General features: G+C 51.6%; 15 protein-coding genes. 3 read left to right on the top strand and 12 right to left on the bottom strand.

Annotated features, from left to right (window positions below; translation table 11 throughout):
• Window positions 1-175: 175 nt before the first annotated feature.
• On the bottom strand, window positions 176-1948 hold the full coding sequence (locus tag GGC63_RS21790; protein ID WP_192704100.1) for an ABC transporter ATP-binding protein: 1773 nt from the start codon (window positions 1946-1948) through the stop codon (window positions 176-178).
• 292 nt (window positions 1949-2240) lie between these two features.
• Between GGC63_RS21790 and rsgA the strand changes: the two genes are divergently transcribed.
• Window positions 2241-3320, top strand: a complete 1080-nt coding sequence (gene rsgA, locus GGC63_RS21785; protein ID WP_192704168.1) for a ribosome small subunit-dependent GTPase A — start codon at window positions 2241-2243, stop codon at window positions 3318-3320.
• A 90-nt stretch (window positions 3321-3410) separates the two neighbouring features.
• Here the strand turns inward: rsgA and GGC63_RS21780 are convergent, their stop codons facing one another.
• The 5 genes from GGC63_RS21780 to GGC63_RS21760 all read right to left on the bottom strand — a co-directional run bounded on the left by GGC63_RS21780 (window position 3411) and on the right by GGC63_RS21760 (window position 7859).
• Window positions 3411-4193, bottom strand: a complete 783-nt coding sequence (locus GGC63_RS21780) for a VOC family protein (protein ID WP_192704099.1) — start codon at window positions 4191-4193, stop codon at window positions 3411-3413.
• A 7-nt stretch (window positions 4194-4200) separates the two neighbouring features.
• Complete coding sequence (locus tag GGC63_RS21775; protein WP_192704167.1) at window positions 4201-4575, bottom strand: VOC family protein; 375 nt, start codon at window positions 4573-4575, stop codon at window positions 4201-4203.
• A 224-nt stretch (window positions 4576-4799) separates the two neighbouring features.
• Window positions 4800-5339: a hypothetical protein gene (locus tag GGC63_RS21770; RefSeq protein WP_192704098.1), complete on the bottom strand. Its 540-nt coding sequence runs from the start codon at window positions 5337-5339 to the stop codon at window positions 4800-4802.
• A 67-nt stretch (window positions 5340-5406) separates the two neighbouring features.
• Entirely contained in the window at window positions 5407-6831 is a 1425-nt protein-coding gene (locus GGC63_RS21765; protein ID WP_192704097.1) for a DEAD/DEAH box helicase, read from the bottom strand.
• Between the two features lie 47 nt (window positions 6832-6878).
• Window positions 6879-7859, bottom strand: coding sequence for an alpha/beta hydrolase family protein (locus GGC63_RS21760; RefSeq protein ID WP_192704096.1), 981 nt, complete (start codon window positions 7857-7859; stop codon window positions 6879-6881).
• Window positions 7860-7994: 135 nt separating this feature from the next.
• Here GGC63_RS21760 and GGC63_RS21755 point away from each other — a divergent pair, with 135 nt between their 5' ends.
• Together GGC63_RS21755 and GGC63_RS21750 are read left to right on the top strand one after the other, a co-directional pair.
• Window positions 7995-8258 (top strand): DUF2573 family protein, encoded by a 264-nt coding sequence (locus GGC63_RS21755; RefSeq protein WP_079909860.1) that lies wholly within the window; start codon window positions 7995-7997, stop codon window positions 8256-8258.
• 189 nt (window positions 8259-8447) lie between these two features.
• Window positions 8448-8972 (top strand): pentapeptide repeat-containing protein, encoded by a 525-nt coding sequence (locus tag GGC63_RS21750; RefSeq protein WP_192704095.1) that lies wholly within the window; start codon window positions 8448-8450, stop codon window positions 8970-8972.
• A 74-nt stretch (window positions 8973-9046) separates the two neighbouring features.
• Here the strand turns inward: GGC63_RS21750 and GGC63_RS21745 are convergent, their stop codons facing one another.
• The 6 genes from GGC63_RS21745 to GGC63_RS21720 all read right to left on the bottom strand — a co-directional run bounded on the left by GGC63_RS21745 (window position 9047) and on the right by GGC63_RS21720 (window position 14124).
• Window positions 9047-9820, bottom strand: coding sequence for an SDR family NAD(P)-dependent oxidoreductase (locus tag GGC63_RS21745; protein ID WP_192704094.1), 774 nt, complete (start codon window positions 9818-9820; stop codon window positions 9047-9049).
• A 143-nt stretch (window positions 9821-9963) separates the two neighbouring features.
• A complete protein-coding gene (locus GGC63_RS21740; RefSeq protein WP_192704093.1) occupies window positions 9964-10422 on the bottom strand; it encodes a chemotaxis protein CheX in 459 nt (152 codons plus the stop codon).
• Window positions 10423-10550: 128 nt separating this feature from the next.
• Window positions 10551-11375 (bottom strand): VanW family protein, encoded by an 825-nt coding sequence (locus tag GGC63_RS21735; protein ID WP_412973882.1) that lies wholly within the window; start codon window positions 11373-11375, stop codon window positions 10551-10553.
• A gap of 59 nt (window positions 11376-11434) precedes the next feature.
• Window positions 11435-12232: an ABC transporter permease gene (locus tag GGC63_RS21730; RefSeq protein WP_192704092.1), complete on the bottom strand. Its 798-nt coding sequence runs from the start codon at window positions 12230-12232 to the stop codon at window positions 11435-11437.
• Window positions 12233-12248: 16 nt separating this feature from the next.
• On the bottom strand, window positions 12249-13112 hold the full coding sequence (locus GGC63_RS21725; protein WP_192704091.1) for an ABC transporter permease: 864 nt from the start codon (window positions 13110-13112) through the stop codon (window positions 12249-12251).
• Complete coding sequence (locus GGC63_RS21720) at window positions 13063-14124, bottom strand: ATP-binding cassette domain-containing protein (RefSeq protein WP_192704090.1); 1062 nt, start codon at window positions 14122-14124, stop codon at window positions 13063-13065. The genes GGC63_RS21725 and GGC63_RS21720 overlap by 50 nt, the downstream gene beginning before the upstream one ends.
• Window positions 14125-14158: the final 34 nt, after the last annotated feature.

The following is a 14158-nucleotide window of genomic DNA, read 5'->3' as shown; positions in this document are numbered from 1 at the left end:
CAGGCCTTTGTTCTCGGGAAATCCCCGCTAATCAGCGTATATAATCCAAAATTTCCCGAGAACAACAGCGACCGGAAGAGGGTACCCCACCGGGGTACCAAAGCAATTTTCAGATATTCAGGTTTTTCAACAGACTAAAGCAGAGAAAACGTTCTACCGTTTCCTCTGCTTTTTCTTATACGCTATGCTGTTTTGCAGGCTCTTGAAGCCGCAGCTGCTGCGCGGCAAATTCCCGATATAAGGCATGCGTCTCCAACAGCTCCGTGTGAGTCCCTTTGCCTGTAATCCGGCCTTTCTCCATAAACAGGATTTGGCTGGCGTCTACCACCGTGGACAGCCGATGGGCTATGACTAGCGTCGTCCGCCCCTTCATCAAATTGTTCAATGCTTCCTGCACGACAATTTCGGATTTGCTGTCCAGGCTGGAGGTTGCTTCGTCCAGCATCAGGATTTGGGGATCTCTTAGCAGCGCGCGGGCTATGGCGATTCTCTGGCGCTGTCCGCCGGACAGCTTAATTCCCCTCTCCCCGACCTCCGTATCGTATCCATTGGGCAGCTCGCTAATAAACAGGTCCGCATACGCCATCGCGGCAGCCCGCTGAAGCTCCTCGTCCGTGACGTCCCGCTCCATGCCGTAAGTGATGTTTTCCCTTATCGTCCCTGCAATAATAGGGCTTTCCTGCGACACATAGCCGATTTGGCTTCTCCAGGATTGCAGCGAATACTCTTCAACGCTCTCCTTGCCGAGCCGGATCGTTCCGCTCTGCGGGCGGTAATATCGTTCCAGCAAGGAGAACATCGTCGTCTTGCCGCTGCCGCTAGGGCCGACAATTGCCGTTACTTGTCCCGGCTCCAAGGTGAAATGAACGTCCTTTAATACCGGATCGCCGCCGTCGTAGCCGAATGAAACATGGTCGACGGTGATCGTTTGACGTGCATTCTCCAGCTTCCGTCCCTGCAGGGTGTCTTCCTCCTCCGCATCCAATGTGTCGATGATGCGCTCCGTTGCTCCCATCGCTTTTTGCAGCTGGGTGAAGAATTGGGTAATCTGGGTCATCGGCATGACGATTTGGATCAGGTACAAAATAAACGCGACCAGCTCACCTGCTGTCAGAATGCCGGACGATACCCGCATTCCGCCATAGCCTATAATGACGACCAGCAGGGCCATCAGGACGAAAGAAATTAAGGGAGAGATCAGCGCCTGAACCTTCCCCTCTCTCACGCCATATTGAAACAGCTTCATAATACCGGCTTTGCCAGCCTCATATTCCAGCGGCTCTGCATTGGACGACTTCACAAGTCGAATTTCTGACAGCACCTGGGTCAAGACGCCCGTAAACCGGGCTGTTTCGTCCTGCAGCCCTTTGGAAATCAAAAACATCTGACGTCCAATCGGCAGCAGAATAGCCACCGAGAGCGGTACGGCCAGCAGCATGATCAAGGTCATCTTCCAATCCAGGTAGAGCAGGATAGCTATAGAACCGATGATCGAGATCACTCCGTTAAAAAAGCTTGTGAGGTGCTCCGAAATAAGCCCCTTCACAATTCCGGTATCGTTCGTCATCCTGCTGATCGTCTCCCCTGTACGATGATTATCGTAATAAGGAACGGTCAAGGCGAGCAGCTTCTTCCACAGCCGATCCCGCAGGTTCGCGACAATTTGCTGCCCAACGCGATTCAGTAAATATATGGATACTCCTCCCGCCAATGCCTGGGCAGTGAATGTCATAACGAGCAGCACGATCTGCTTGGGCTCAATCGACGTTAGGGAAAAGCTGTCCACAAGGTTTTTGGTGAACAAAGGTACAATCAATCCTACAATCGTCGAGATGACGCTTAGTCCGACTGCGATGCCAAGCATCCATTTGGAGGGCTTCGTCTGCCGAATGACCTTGATAAATAAGCGCCACTGTCCTGATGGGTTCTTCCCATTCATCTTTTCCATCTCCTATCCGACCTCTTTTCTGTATGTCCGTTTCTTACCGGTAATTCTCTCGCAATAAAAGATTACGATATCTATTTAAACGGAATGTAAACGAAAAGGGTTCAACCCGGCGCAGCTGGACCGATGTAAAAACTTTTTATATTTATTTTCCCCCTGTTAGTCCTGCGGCTTCATCCCTATACTATGGCTATAGTAATGAGATCGGAGTGATGTTGGATGAGTGAACATTGGATTAAGTATCAACCGTGCAATGAGCGCATAACAAACCTTCAAAAGAAAGCTTGGTGGGATTATCAATAAGAAGCACGAACTTACAGCCTTAGAAGCGTTCGGCTATCAGCCGTTTGTCGCTAATCAGCACAAGGAAGACTACGATATCGGACGCGTTGCGCTGGAGCATACGCATCTGTATCGGATATACTCCGAGGATGGCGAATGGCTGGGGGAATTGTCCGGCAAATACCGTTATGAAGCCTCCGTACGCGATGACTATCCGGCGGTTGGGGATTGGGTATGGATGAGGAAGCTCCCCGGAGAACGCAAAGCGATCATTCACGGAGTCTATGAGCGTAAAAGCAAATTTTCAAGGAAGGTTGCGGGCCAGACGACAGAAGAACAGATCGTGGCTGCCAATGTCGACCGCGTGTTCCTGGTCATGGCTTTGAACCGCGACTTTAACGTGAGGAGGCTGGAGCGCTATCTTCTAACGGCCTATGAAAGCGGTGCGGCACCGGAGATTGTTCTGACCAAAAAAGATTTGTGCGAGGACGGCGAAGCCGAGGCCAAGCTTGCTGAAGTTGAGGCCATTGCCTTCGGGGTTCCTGTTTATATGGTCAACAGCCTTGCCGATAAAGGAACTGAGAAGATTCTTGGTACCCTTAAGCGGGGTGAAACGATAGCCTTGCTTGGATCTTCGGGCGCCGGCAAGTCGACTCTGCTGAACAGCCTTTATGGCGGGCAGCGGCAAAAAACAGGCGATGTGCGGGAAGCCGACGACCGGGGAAAGCATACGACAACCCATCGCGAGCTTGTTATCCTCCCGTGCGGCGCGCTCATCATAGATACGCCGGGAATGAGGGAGCTGCAGCTTTGGGAAGGAAGCGGATCGATGGATATCGCGTTCAAGGATATCGATACACTTGCGGCAAACTGCCGCTTTGCGGATTGCAAGCACCAGCGCGAGCCCGGTTGTGCTATTCAAGCCGCCTTGGCAGATAGGCAGCTCGAACCCGAGCGATTCGCGAGCTTTCTCAAGCTCCAGAAGGAGCTCGCTTACATGGAACGAAAGGCGGACGCCGCAGCCGCTCGGGTCGAGAAGGACCGTTGGAAAAAGATTCATAAAGAAATGCGAGGCCGAGGTCAGCGGGAATGACCTTGGCCCGTTTGTTTCAGAAGATCTAAGGGGATTATTCACCTTCACCTGCTGCTGTAGTTCCTCTTCAAGTGCTCGTGAGATTCCGCATCATTTCGCAGCATGCTTCTGGCATACCGAGATGATATTGCCGTCCTCGTCACGGATATTAAAGAAGGCCACCTGATCAAAACGATGGATCCCGTAGACCACCTCGAAGCCGCATTCCCGGGTATGCTGGATGGCCTTATCGATGTTGGACGTGCTCAAATGAAACAAGACCGGACCTTTCTCCGGAACCGAAATATGCTCCATCCCATTCGAATCAAGCAACAGATGTGTACCATTAGCCAGATGGAACTGGTGAAGCTGGTTCGTATGGCGATCCTCCTTGCGAACCTCCAGCCCCATCAGACGGCTGTATCTCTCCACGGCGCGATCGATATCTCTAACCCATACGACAACGTTATCTACATGAGCTTCGATACTGTAATGGGCCCGTGTGCCATTAATTCCGCCGAACGCAAGATGGTATCCATCCGGGTCTTCGACGATAAATTCCTTCCACGGTCCTTGGTCCGGATAGATGACCAGCTCCTTGGCAATCTTCGCTCCCTTGGTGCGGAAATCATTGTACATTTGATCCAATGCGTCCCAATGCTCAACATAAGCGTAAACGTCGACACCTATGGAAGATCCCTTAGCAGGAGGATTCGGTCTAACTGCCGATGCATCCCCTGCTTGCAGCAACTTCAATGCAAGACCGTGTAGACCATCCTTCACTGCCCACCACGGGGTTACGTCAAAGCCTAATACATCGCTATAAAAAGCTTGCGACCGTTCTGCGTCCGATACCATCAAAACCGTAAGCGAGCTGCTGATTTGTTTCCCCATTTCATCTCTACCTGCTTTCGTTTAATTGAATGGCTCCCCATAGGTTGCCGAAAGGATCATAAAATTTGAGCACCCAGCCAAAGCCGTCATCCCGATAATAAGTGATGGTACTGCCCAGCCCGGCAAGCAGGTTGTGCAGCTCATGAATTTGTTCGGTACGATACAGCAGCACCGGCATGTCCTTACCGTTCACTGTAAAATGGGCCGCCGTGTTGTCCTTCGTCTCCCATAGCATCAACATAGGCCCTTCCGGCAAAGTTAAAAAAGCATGTACATGCTCATGCTTTCCTTCCAGCTTGAAACCCAGATGCATGGTATACCAGGCTATAGCCTGCTCCAGGTCAGATACTGGAATCTGCATATGCTCCAGCTGTAATAACATTCCGCTCACCCCTTCCTCCTTTGTCAAATCAATGCTATCAGCACAAAACAGAACCGATATGCGAATATATATTCTCCTTTTGATTTCCAATTCCTTCTTTATATGGATCATAACATTCATAAAGTCCACCTATACTTGCAGACAAAAAAACCGGATACAGCCCAACAGGATTCTCCTGTCTGACGTATCCGGCATATTTTTTCGTTATTATCATTCATTCCAGCTTATCTAAGCTTCAGTCCAACCCGCACCCCGTGCTCCTCGAAGGCAATGTCTCTCACAGCGGCCGGTTTAGGAACATAGTCATTTAACTGAATTTGCAGCGGGTCCAGCTGAAACCATGTGCCGGGAATCGATACTTCCTTGATCTGTGTAGCCGTATGGGTCGCTATCATATAGGGCTCTTTCCAGGACATCGTAAAGTACAGCTTGGCGCCGAATGTCCACTGCCCCTTATATAGCAAATTGACATCCGCCACCCACCGATTGCCTTCCAGGGAAAATTCAGCCCCTGTCATTTCGAGATCGGAGCCCACTTGAGGATGGGCGGCCAGCGCTTTTTTCAGCAGGCTGTTCACTTCCGGCTCTGTCAGATCGACCTCAAGCTTACGGCTCGTCAGCATGTTCGCTACCTTATTGCGAACCTCAAGCTCGGAATAATTCAAATCCAGCGTCCGCACCGGTTGAACATACCAGTAGACTGCGCCCAGCAGCAACGCGCACACTATGGCAATAGACAAAATCCCCCTTAGCAGCTTCCCCATATTTTCTTGCGAGCTCCTCCCCCAACCTCATCTTCCATTTCAACCAGACTACATTACATGGAGCTATTTACAGCTTCGGCTTATTTTGCTTCTCCTTAAGCCAGCGCGGAGCTCCTTTATTTTTGCGATCCTTTTCGCGCTCGCGCTCCGTCTTGCGCTTATCGGGAACGGATGCCGGCTTCACGGCAGCCTGCTTGGGCTTAGGCGCCAGGGACGCGGTTCTTGCCTTAAGAGCATCAGGTCTCGCTGCCGTCTCTTTCGGTGAACCGCCAAGGGTCTCGCCGTCTGTTTCCCCGCTCCTGCGTCTTGCAGGCTCTACTCTGGTACGGTTCGCCGCCTTAGGCCCGCTTCTTCGCTCCCCGGGCTCGAACACCTTCCCGTAGGCCATTTCCTTTTCCTCGATTGTAATTCCGAGCGATTTGGAGAACTTGTTGATAATAAACCGTTCCTTGGGCGTAATGATCGAAATTGCTGTTCCCTTCTTGCCCATTCGGCCTGTCCGGCCGACCCTGTGAACATAATGATCGGCATCTATCGGGGGATCCAGATTGATGACATGCGTCACATGGGGGATATCCAGTCCTCTGGCGGCAATATCCGTTGCCAGAAGCAGCTGGAATTTGCCGCTGCGAAACGCCTGCATAACCTTGGCCCGCTCCTGTTTGCCGGCATCCCCGTACAACGCCTCAATGGACAAGTCTGCATATTGCAGCTTGGCGACAACCTCGGCCACATCCTCCGTTTCATTGATGAAAACAATAGCCGCAGGAGGATTGTACAGCCGGACAAGCCGTCTTAACGTATCGATTTTATCCCGCTCCTCGCATACGAAGAACAGATGCTCCAGGGTCTGCGACGTTCTCTGCTCGGGATTAACCTGCACGAATACAGGCTCATGCATCCATTTGTCGATAACCGCTTGAATCGGTTCCGGCAGCGTCGCCGAGAAGAACAGCACCTGGCGTTCTTTCTGCATCCCCTTGAAGATGGCCTCCACTTCATGCATGGAACCAAGCTCAAACACTTGATCCACTTCGTCAACGACCATGTAGCGGACATGGTGCATGCTTAGCTTACGAAGCTTCAAAAGCTCCAGAACCCGGCCAGGGGTACCCACCACTACTTGAGGACGCAGCTTGAGGCGGTCTATTTGCCTGCTGATGGCTGCGCCGCCGATGAGCGACTGGACCCGAATGCCGCTTCCTTCCGTCAGCTGCTCCAGCGTATGTACGATTTGTATGCCCAGCTCACGGGTCGGTACAAGCACCACAGCCTGTACGTTCTTGGAGGTCTTGTCTATTTTATGCAGCAGCGGCAGCGTATAAGCCAATGTTTTCCCGGATCCTGTCTGGGATTGGGCTACAACATCCTTTCCCTCCAAAATGACGGGAATAGCTTCCGCTTGAATCGGCGATGGAGTGACAATATCCATTGCCTGCAGCCGCCTTACGTAAACATCCTCAATATGTAAAGAAGCAAAACCGTTATTCATCGAATTCCCCCTTCATAAATGCATCATACCAACGGAGAAGAGGAACATCAAGCTTCCCTTGTCTTCTCCAGCTTTACGGTAATCCATTCGAACACCGCATCCAAAGCCTTCTCGTCCGCGTCCCGCGGGAATCGATGCTCCAGTCCATCATAAAGCTCCATGGCGTAATCTTTTCCCGCCTGCTCCAATCCTTCCGCCAGCTTGCGGGCATGCGATACGCTGACCTGGGTATCCGCCGTACCGTGCACGATAAGGATCGGCACGTTAAGCTCCTGAAGCCAATACACGGGCGAACGGGCTTTGTAGGCGTCGATCTGCTTGCGGGGATGCCCTACAACCCGCTTCAGCATTCGGCGCAAATCAACCCTTTCCTCGTAGGTATCCAACAGATCGCTGACACCTCCCCAGACGACGACGGGGCCTGCCTGATCGCACTGCCTCGCCGCCAGCATGGCCATCAAGGCACCGCGGGAAAACCCGATCAATGGAACCTTGCCCGGCTTCACTTCCGGCAGCGACTGCACAAGCGTAATCGCGTGAAGCACATCATAACGGTCTTCACCTCCGAAGTCCTCACGACCTTCGCCTCCCTCATTTCCTCTGTAGAAAGGGGCAAATACGGCATATCCCCGCTTCGCCATGGACAGTATCCGCCGTTTACGAACCATCCCTACCTTGCGGATACCGCCGCGGCAGTAGATAAGCCCAGGAAAGCAGTCCGATGCGGAGGCTGCCTCAGGGACAGCCAGGTATCCTTTTACTCTAAGCCCTTCGCTGATATAGGTAAGCCGGTAAAGAAGAAGCCCGTTGTAACGACAGCGCAGAGGCTCCCTCTCCAGTAAAGTGCCGTTCGGGAATACCTCCCTCCCGTCCGCCGCCCATTCTATCGGCAGATCCGGATGTGCTTCTTCCGCTGCACCTGCCTCCTGTCCCGCTTCCTTAGTCCATAGTATGCTTGTATGTGTATGGAAAGAAGCGTCCTGGCTTTTTCGTTCCCCCGGCTCTTCATCCGGCAGCCGTTCCGTCATAGATGCTGTTCTCCTTTCTCCTCAAGTCAGCATCTATCGAAGCCGACCCTTATTTTGACAGAAATCCATTCGTGCGCTAGACTAACTATGGTTACAATAAGTACATTTTATTATGTTCTGAAAGGTGGAGCTTCTATGAATCCCCAATTTCAAACCGAACTCGATGCATTGATCGATAAATTTGCCGAGCTTGTGACAGGCGATTCCTCTCCTGAGATGGTGGAAAAAATTAAAGCATGGTCCATTTATAACCATATCCACAGATCCATGCCGGCTCTGACAAGCCACTGGAATCAATCCCACCCAGAGGGCAAAGCGGCCGTAAGAGCGCTTTTTGAAGAAATCCGCGACTTAAACCAGCAATTGAAGGAACGGAATAAAACGACGGAACAGGAATAATGCTCATCCTGTAACCTACCCAGACAGTTCTTACACCATGACAAGACCGGAAGCTTACCAATGTTCCTGTCTTTTTTCTTTTTATACTGATTGAAGTCAATAGCTGTCAGAAAACGGCCTATTTGGGCGTCGATATGTACAGGTGGACATCAACCTCCACTCCCTATTCTAAGGAAAGCGGTGACCCTAATGTCATTATTTAATGAAAATGGCACGGAAAGCGAGCAATTCGAGATCAAGGACAAAGGCGCAAGGAACCAGCAGATCCTTCTAAGCCAATCCACCTTTTCCGGGTCTGAGTTCGTCAACGCCCGCGGTGAGAAGGTAAGCTTCCGTAATGTCTCCATGCCGGAGACCTCATTCCGCTGCAGTGATTTAAGAAACCTTCGTTTTACAGACATCAACTTAAGTGGAACACGCATTAGCGATGCCAACCTAAGCGATCTGGAGATTGACGGCGCCCAGCTGGGCGGAGCTTACATTCATAACATCGGCCTGCCTCCTGCCGGCCATCCAGCCTACGTTGAGGGGGCGAAGCAGCGCCCGCTGCGCTTTGAAAACTGCGACCTGAACGGAAGCAGCATTTCGGACTGTACCTTGGACGGAGTCAGCATCAGCGACTGCTCAATGGAGGGGATGACGATTAACGGCATCCCGGTTCTGAAGCTGCTTGAAGCGTATCATAAGCTTAACGGAACCTCATCCCCGTCGTAAGATGTATAAGGAGCCTGTGACCATTGTCGCAGGCTCCTTTGCTGTTTGCTGCCCGTATAACAGCCTTGACGGCCCTATTTCTTGTTGAGCACCTTGTATGCGATCTTATCGAATGCACGCGGGAACAGCTGGAACAGCTTCACGCCGACTCCGGCCATAAACGGCATGTCAATCTCCGGAATTTGCCGTTCGATCGCCCGGACTACCTTATCGGCCACTTGCTCCGGCTTCAGCATGAACCATTTGACATTATTCACGTAGTTGCCCGTAGGATCCGCTCTATCGAAGAACGGCGTATCGATCGGTCCCGGATTCATGGCGGTAATGTGAACCCCGGTGTCGACAAGCTCCTGACGAAGACAGTTGGTAAAGCCGAGCACCGCATGCTTGGTTGCCGAATACCCCGAGGACTTGGCCGAGCCGATCTTGCCTGCCATGGAAGCGATGTTCACAATATGCCCGCTGCCTGCTTTGAGCATATGCGGCAGTACGGCTTTCGTGCAGCGGACGGTTCCCATATAGTTCACGTCCATCATGCCTTCAAATTCCTCTATCGGTGCATCCACGAACTTCTCAAATACGCCGTACCCTGCGTTATTAATCAATATATCGATTCTGCCATAGTGGCTGATGACCTTTTGAATCGTTTCGTTCACCTGCTCCGTTGAAGTGACATCGAGCTGATAGATACCGCTCGGCACTCTCAAGGAATCCGCCACCTGCTCCAGCTTATCCACGGAACGGGCCAAGAGTACAGGCGTAGCCCCTTTCTCTGCAAGCTTTTGCGCCATGATGGCTCCAATACCGCTTGAAGCTCCTGTAATAACAGCAACTTTTCCAAAAAACATATGATTTTCCTCCCAAACACGTCGGTACCACAGACACGGCGAGCTATCCGATTTGCCTTACACAGCCCTATAATGACAGGAACTAAAAAAAGTGGATCGCATCCAAGCCGGAGCTCCCCACTTCGTATTGTAAAGCATTTTGATTAGACGATCAAAACCTGAATATCCAGCTCGCCGATTCCATCCATAATGAGAGGGATCGTTAACGCCTTTTTCGGCAAAAAGCCTGCGGAATTCGCGGAATGCAGCAGCTTCGGCGGCGTAATATCAACCTTAACCCCTTGATTGAACAGCATGGTGCTTGCATTGCCGCTGATCATATTGCCGAGCTCCGAGATGGCGCTCCTGCTCATTTCATCCATCTCCGAAACTTGAAAACCGCCCATCATCGCTGAGACCATCTTCAAAGCGACCTCTTCATGAAGCCCAAATACGATATCCCCCTGCATCTGGCCGGTCATCCCGATTTGAATCCATATGTACTTCTCTACGAACTTTACGTCTTTTATCCCAAGATTCCCTGTAGAAGGGCGGATATTGGCGACTTGCTCAATGACAATCCTTGCTGATTCCAAGAAAGGATTAATATATTCTGCCTTCATGATATAAAAGGTCCCCTTTTCAGCAAAATCACGTAAATTTCATAGGACTATACTCCCTACCATTATACCTAATTTCACCAAATAAGTATATGTTTTTTGCTTGGAAGAACAAAAATAGGAAAGAAGACTTATTCTCCTGACGGCAAACATGGCTCATACATCATGATGGCATGGTTCTCGGCTACTAGTTCCTCGCCTAACCATTCCCCTTCTATTGTATACTGATTCCGGGCAATAAGATTATGCCTTACGTATCCGCCCCACAGCTCCTGCGTGAACCAATGCTTGGTTTCCACGATTTCATAACGGTAACGGGCGGGCAGATTCGATCTCCACTCCCCGATAAGGTCGTGCTCCGTCAACCGGATATGAAGCTGATAAATCGCCTCCGTCGGATTATACAGCTGCAGGTCCAAATAATTATAGAAGCAGGTGGCACCTGTCCCGAAGGGCTGCGTTCTTCCCGCATCGGGAAAGACGTCGTAGCCGTGCCTGTAGCGCTCTACGACCTGGAGCGGAGTATGAAGCGCGAGCCAGTAAATCAGATTGGACAGCTGGCACAGCCCTCCCCCTACCCCCGTGCGAACCGTTCCTTTATGAAGAATCATGCCGTCTTTATACCCCTTGCGTCTCGTAGGCTTTCCGATAGCCTTCCAGTAGGACAGCGTTTCGCCAGGGTTCAATAGAATGCCGTCCAGTCTTTGTGCTGCAATACGTAAATTCGTTACTTTGTTATATTGAAGCTGCATGTCGACATCTTTCAGCTGGCGGAGCAAAGGCGTCCGATGGATGTAAATCACATAAGGCAGTTGGTCGCTGCTTATTTCTGAAGCCCATTTGGCAGAGCTCGTTATCCACTTGAAGCGACGCCGCATCCGATAATACAGGATTCCTAGCCAGGTTCGCCAACGCGGCCGATCCAAGGGCTTGGGAATGGCTCCCGGTATAGTCACAGTTCAATCCCCTCCTGACCTTCTAAACGACATTCGGCCCAAAAATTACTTTCACCATTCTACATTCTTAAGCCCATCATATTACCGGAGCTGTACCTCTTTAATCCGTAATAAAAGAAAGCCGTCCCCCCCGCGGCAAGCAGCAGCGCGACCCCAAGCGCCTGAAACAGGAATAACGGCTCCACCGAACGAAGCAGCCCAATCGGCATATAGCTGATGAACCCGGCCGGAACTATGGTAAAAAGAATCAGCTTGCCTGCTCCTTTGAAAATTCCCGTAGGATAAGTCGAAAAGGCCAGCATGCCGTTAAACACCTGCTGTCCAATCCCCTCGGCATTCCCGATAAAAAAAGCAAGAGACTGAAAGATCACTACAAAAAACATGAAGATGACCATTGCTATAAGCAATGCCAAAGCGAACTTGCCCATTCCTGCCCAGGTCAAGTCCCCGAAGAAGAAATAAATCAGCAGGGCAAACAGAATATCACCTATGGCCGAAATCGACATCCGGCTGACCAGTACATGCAGCAATACCGGCTTGGGCTGAGATAAATAAATGTCCAGCTGGCCTGCGGCAACCAGGGAAGCAATCCGGTACGCATTGCCGAAGAAGACGGCTGAGAGCCCGAAGCCCCCCGAGCTCACCGCCCACATCATCATCACGTCCTGAAGCGTCCAACCGTTTACGACCTGAAATTTTTGAAAATACAATCCCCAGAACAATATCCATACCGCATTATTCACCATCATCATGCCGGCCGTCATGAGAAAGCTGAGACGGAACTCCATCGCCCCGGCAAGGTTCAGCTTCCAGCAGCTCCACACAAATAGTCCGATCCCTTGTGCTTTTCGAAACATGCTTCACTCCTCCTCTCTATCCTCCGTTCACATTGACCTTGCGGACACCCAAGCGATACATCAAAGCCACACCTGCTCCGAGCACAATAATCCATATTCCCTGTGTCAGCAGCATCGGCATGATAGCAAAGTCAGACCAACGCACCGCGGTTCTTGCCGGAACATACAGCACCGTCTGGAACGGAAGCCAGCGGCATACTTCTTGAAGCGCCCGCGGGAACAGCTCCAGCGGCATCAGCATGCCGCCAATGGTAAATAACAGCTTGTGGTAGACAAATTCCAGTCCTCTTGTCTCCTCAACCCAGAACGCGCAAAGGGCAAGCGCCATGTTCAGCAGGAAATTTACGGTGACCGCCCCTGCGGACATCAGGATAAACCCTGCCCATCCCCAGCCGAAGTCAGGCCATCCGAACAGGGCAATGCCGAGCAACCCTCCGACGCACAGATTTACCAATAGCCGGATCGCCACTTCACTTATATACCCGACGTAATGATACCCGATATAGCTTAGCGGACGGATCAGCTTGTAGCCGACATCCCCGTTCTTAACCTCCTCCTCCACGCGGGTAGACAAGCTGGGGAACGCCGTTGTCAAGGCCTCGGCGAACAAGATATACCAAATGATTTGCTCGTAGCTGTAGCCCTCAATCAGACCGCCGCCTTCCCCCTGATACGTCACCCTCCACAGCTGAACGAATATATACATGATAATGATGAGAAAGACGGAACGAATAAGAAAGTCATACACATAGGCAAAATGATTCCGCAGCGTGACCCTGCCTATCGCACCGTATTTGATCAGCTTGCCAAGCGCGGAGAATCGCGGCTGCTTAGCCTTGCCGCTGACCGCTGTACTCAGGTTCACCCCCTCTTGCTTCATGCGGCTCACCTCCGTCGTCTCGCGATCCATATTTCGCTTCACGCGCATAAATATGGGAAATGATTTGTTCCATAGGCGGATCCTCAATCGTTACATCGACTACACGGTAGTGGGTGACGATATGGGAAAGCACCTTCTCCAAATTCGCTGTCGTCGTGTCTACAGAGAGCCTCATTTCCGATGCGCCCTGACTTATCAGCTTGACGCCGGGAAATTGAAAAGGCTCACCGGGCTCCTGAAGCTTCAGCTGGATCGTCTTCTCCGTTAACAGCTCTTTCTTCATACGCTCCACATGATCATCGAGAATGACCTGGCCGTGATTAATCACGATGGCTCTTTTGCACAGCTGCTCGATATCTCCTGCATCATGGGAGGTCAGAAAAATCGTCGTGCCTTCCTCACGGTTCAGCTCCACTATAAGCTCTCTGATTTTTTGCTTTACGATAACGTCCAGCCCGATCGTCGGCTCATCCAGGAAGACAATTCCCGGCCGATGCAGCAGCGCCGCCGCGATTTCACAGCGCATGCGTTCACCGAGCGACAGCTTTCGAACCGGTGTATGCAAATACGGCTCAAGCTCGAACCGGCGTACCAGATCATCCCTGCGGCGCCTATAATCATCACGCTTCAGTTCATAGATCCGGCTCATCAGCTCGAAGGTATCGATAGGCGGCAGATGGTACCACAGCTGTGATTTTTGCCCAAAGACGGAGCCGATATGGTAGGCCAGCCGGCTTCTTTCCTTCCATGGGCACATACCAAGCACCTTGGCCGACCCTCCCGATGGATGCAGGATGCCGGTCAGCATCTTGATCGTGGTCGATTTGCCTGCCCCGTTCGGTCCAAGGAACGCGAGCGTCTCCCCCGCTTCCACTGTCAAATCGATGCCAAGCACGGCGGCTTTCTCCGTATACCTGGGCTTGAACAGCGAGCGCAGGCTGCCGGCAACCCCCGCTTCCTTTTGCTTGATGGCGAATGCCTTCGATAATCCGTCCGCTTGAATGACTTTCATGCTTCCATCTCCTTTCCTCCGCTAAAGCAGAAAA

Source organism: Paenibacillus sp. OAS669 (assembly GCF_014873645.1).
Classification (GTDB): Bacteria; Bacillota; Bacilli; order Paenibacillales; family NBRC-103111; genus Paenibacillus_S; species Paenibacillus_S vulneris.
The sequence above is the reverse complement of the archived record's forward strand: the minus strand, read 5'-3'. Positions and strand labels throughout refer to the sequence as shown.

Coding starts and splice junctions, on each gene's coding strand:
- GGC63_RS21790 (WP_192704100.1), bottom strand. CDS start 1,948: ATGGAAAAGATGAATGGGAAGAACCCATCAGGACAGTGGCGCTTATTT.
- GGC63_RS21780 (WP_192704099.1), bottom strand. CDS start 4,193: ATGGGGAAACAAATCAGCAGCTCGCTTACGGTTTTGATGGTATCGGAC.
- GGC63_RS21775 (WP_192704167.1), bottom strand. CDS start 4,575: ATGTTATTACAGCTGGAGCATATGCAGATTCCAGTATCTGACCTGGAG.
- GGC63_RS21770 (WP_192704098.1), bottom strand. CDS start 5,339: ATGGGGAAGCTGCTAAGGGGGATTTTGTCTATTGCCATAGTGTGCGCG.
- GGC63_RS21765 (WP_192704097.1), bottom strand. CDS start 6,831: ATGAATAACGGTTTTGCTTCTTTACATATTGAGGATGTTTACGTAAGG.
- GGC63_RS21760 (WP_192704096.1), bottom strand. CDS start 7,859: ATGACGGAACGGCTGCCGGATGAAGAGCCGGGGGAACGAAAAAGCCAG.
- GGC63_RS21755 (WP_079909860.1), top strand. CDS start 7,995: ATGAATCCCCAATTTCAAACCGAACTCGATGCATTGATCGATAAATTT.
- GGC63_RS21750 (WP_192704095.1), top strand. CDS start 8,448: ATGTCATTATTTAATGAAAATGGCACGGAAAGCGAGCAATTCGAGATC.
- GGC63_RS21745 (WP_192704094.1), bottom strand. CDS start 9,820: ATGTTTTTTGGAAAAGTTGCTGTTATTACAGGAGCTTCAAGCGGTATT.
- GGC63_RS21740 (WP_192704093.1), bottom strand. CDS start 10,422: ATGAAGGCAGAATATATTAATCCTTTCTTGGAATCAGCAAGGATTGTC.
- GGC63_RS21730 (WP_192704092.1), bottom strand. CDS start 12,232: ATGTTTCGAAAAGCACAAGGGATCGGACTATTTGTGTGGAGCTGCTGG.
- GGC63_RS21725 (WP_192704091.1), bottom strand. CDS start 13,112: ATGAAGCAAGAGGGGGTGAACCTGAGTACAGCGGTCAGCGGCAAGGCT.
- GGC63_RS21720 (WP_192704090.1), bottom strand. CDS start 14,124: ATGAAAGTCATTCAAGCGGACGGATTATCGAAGGCATTCGCCATCAAG.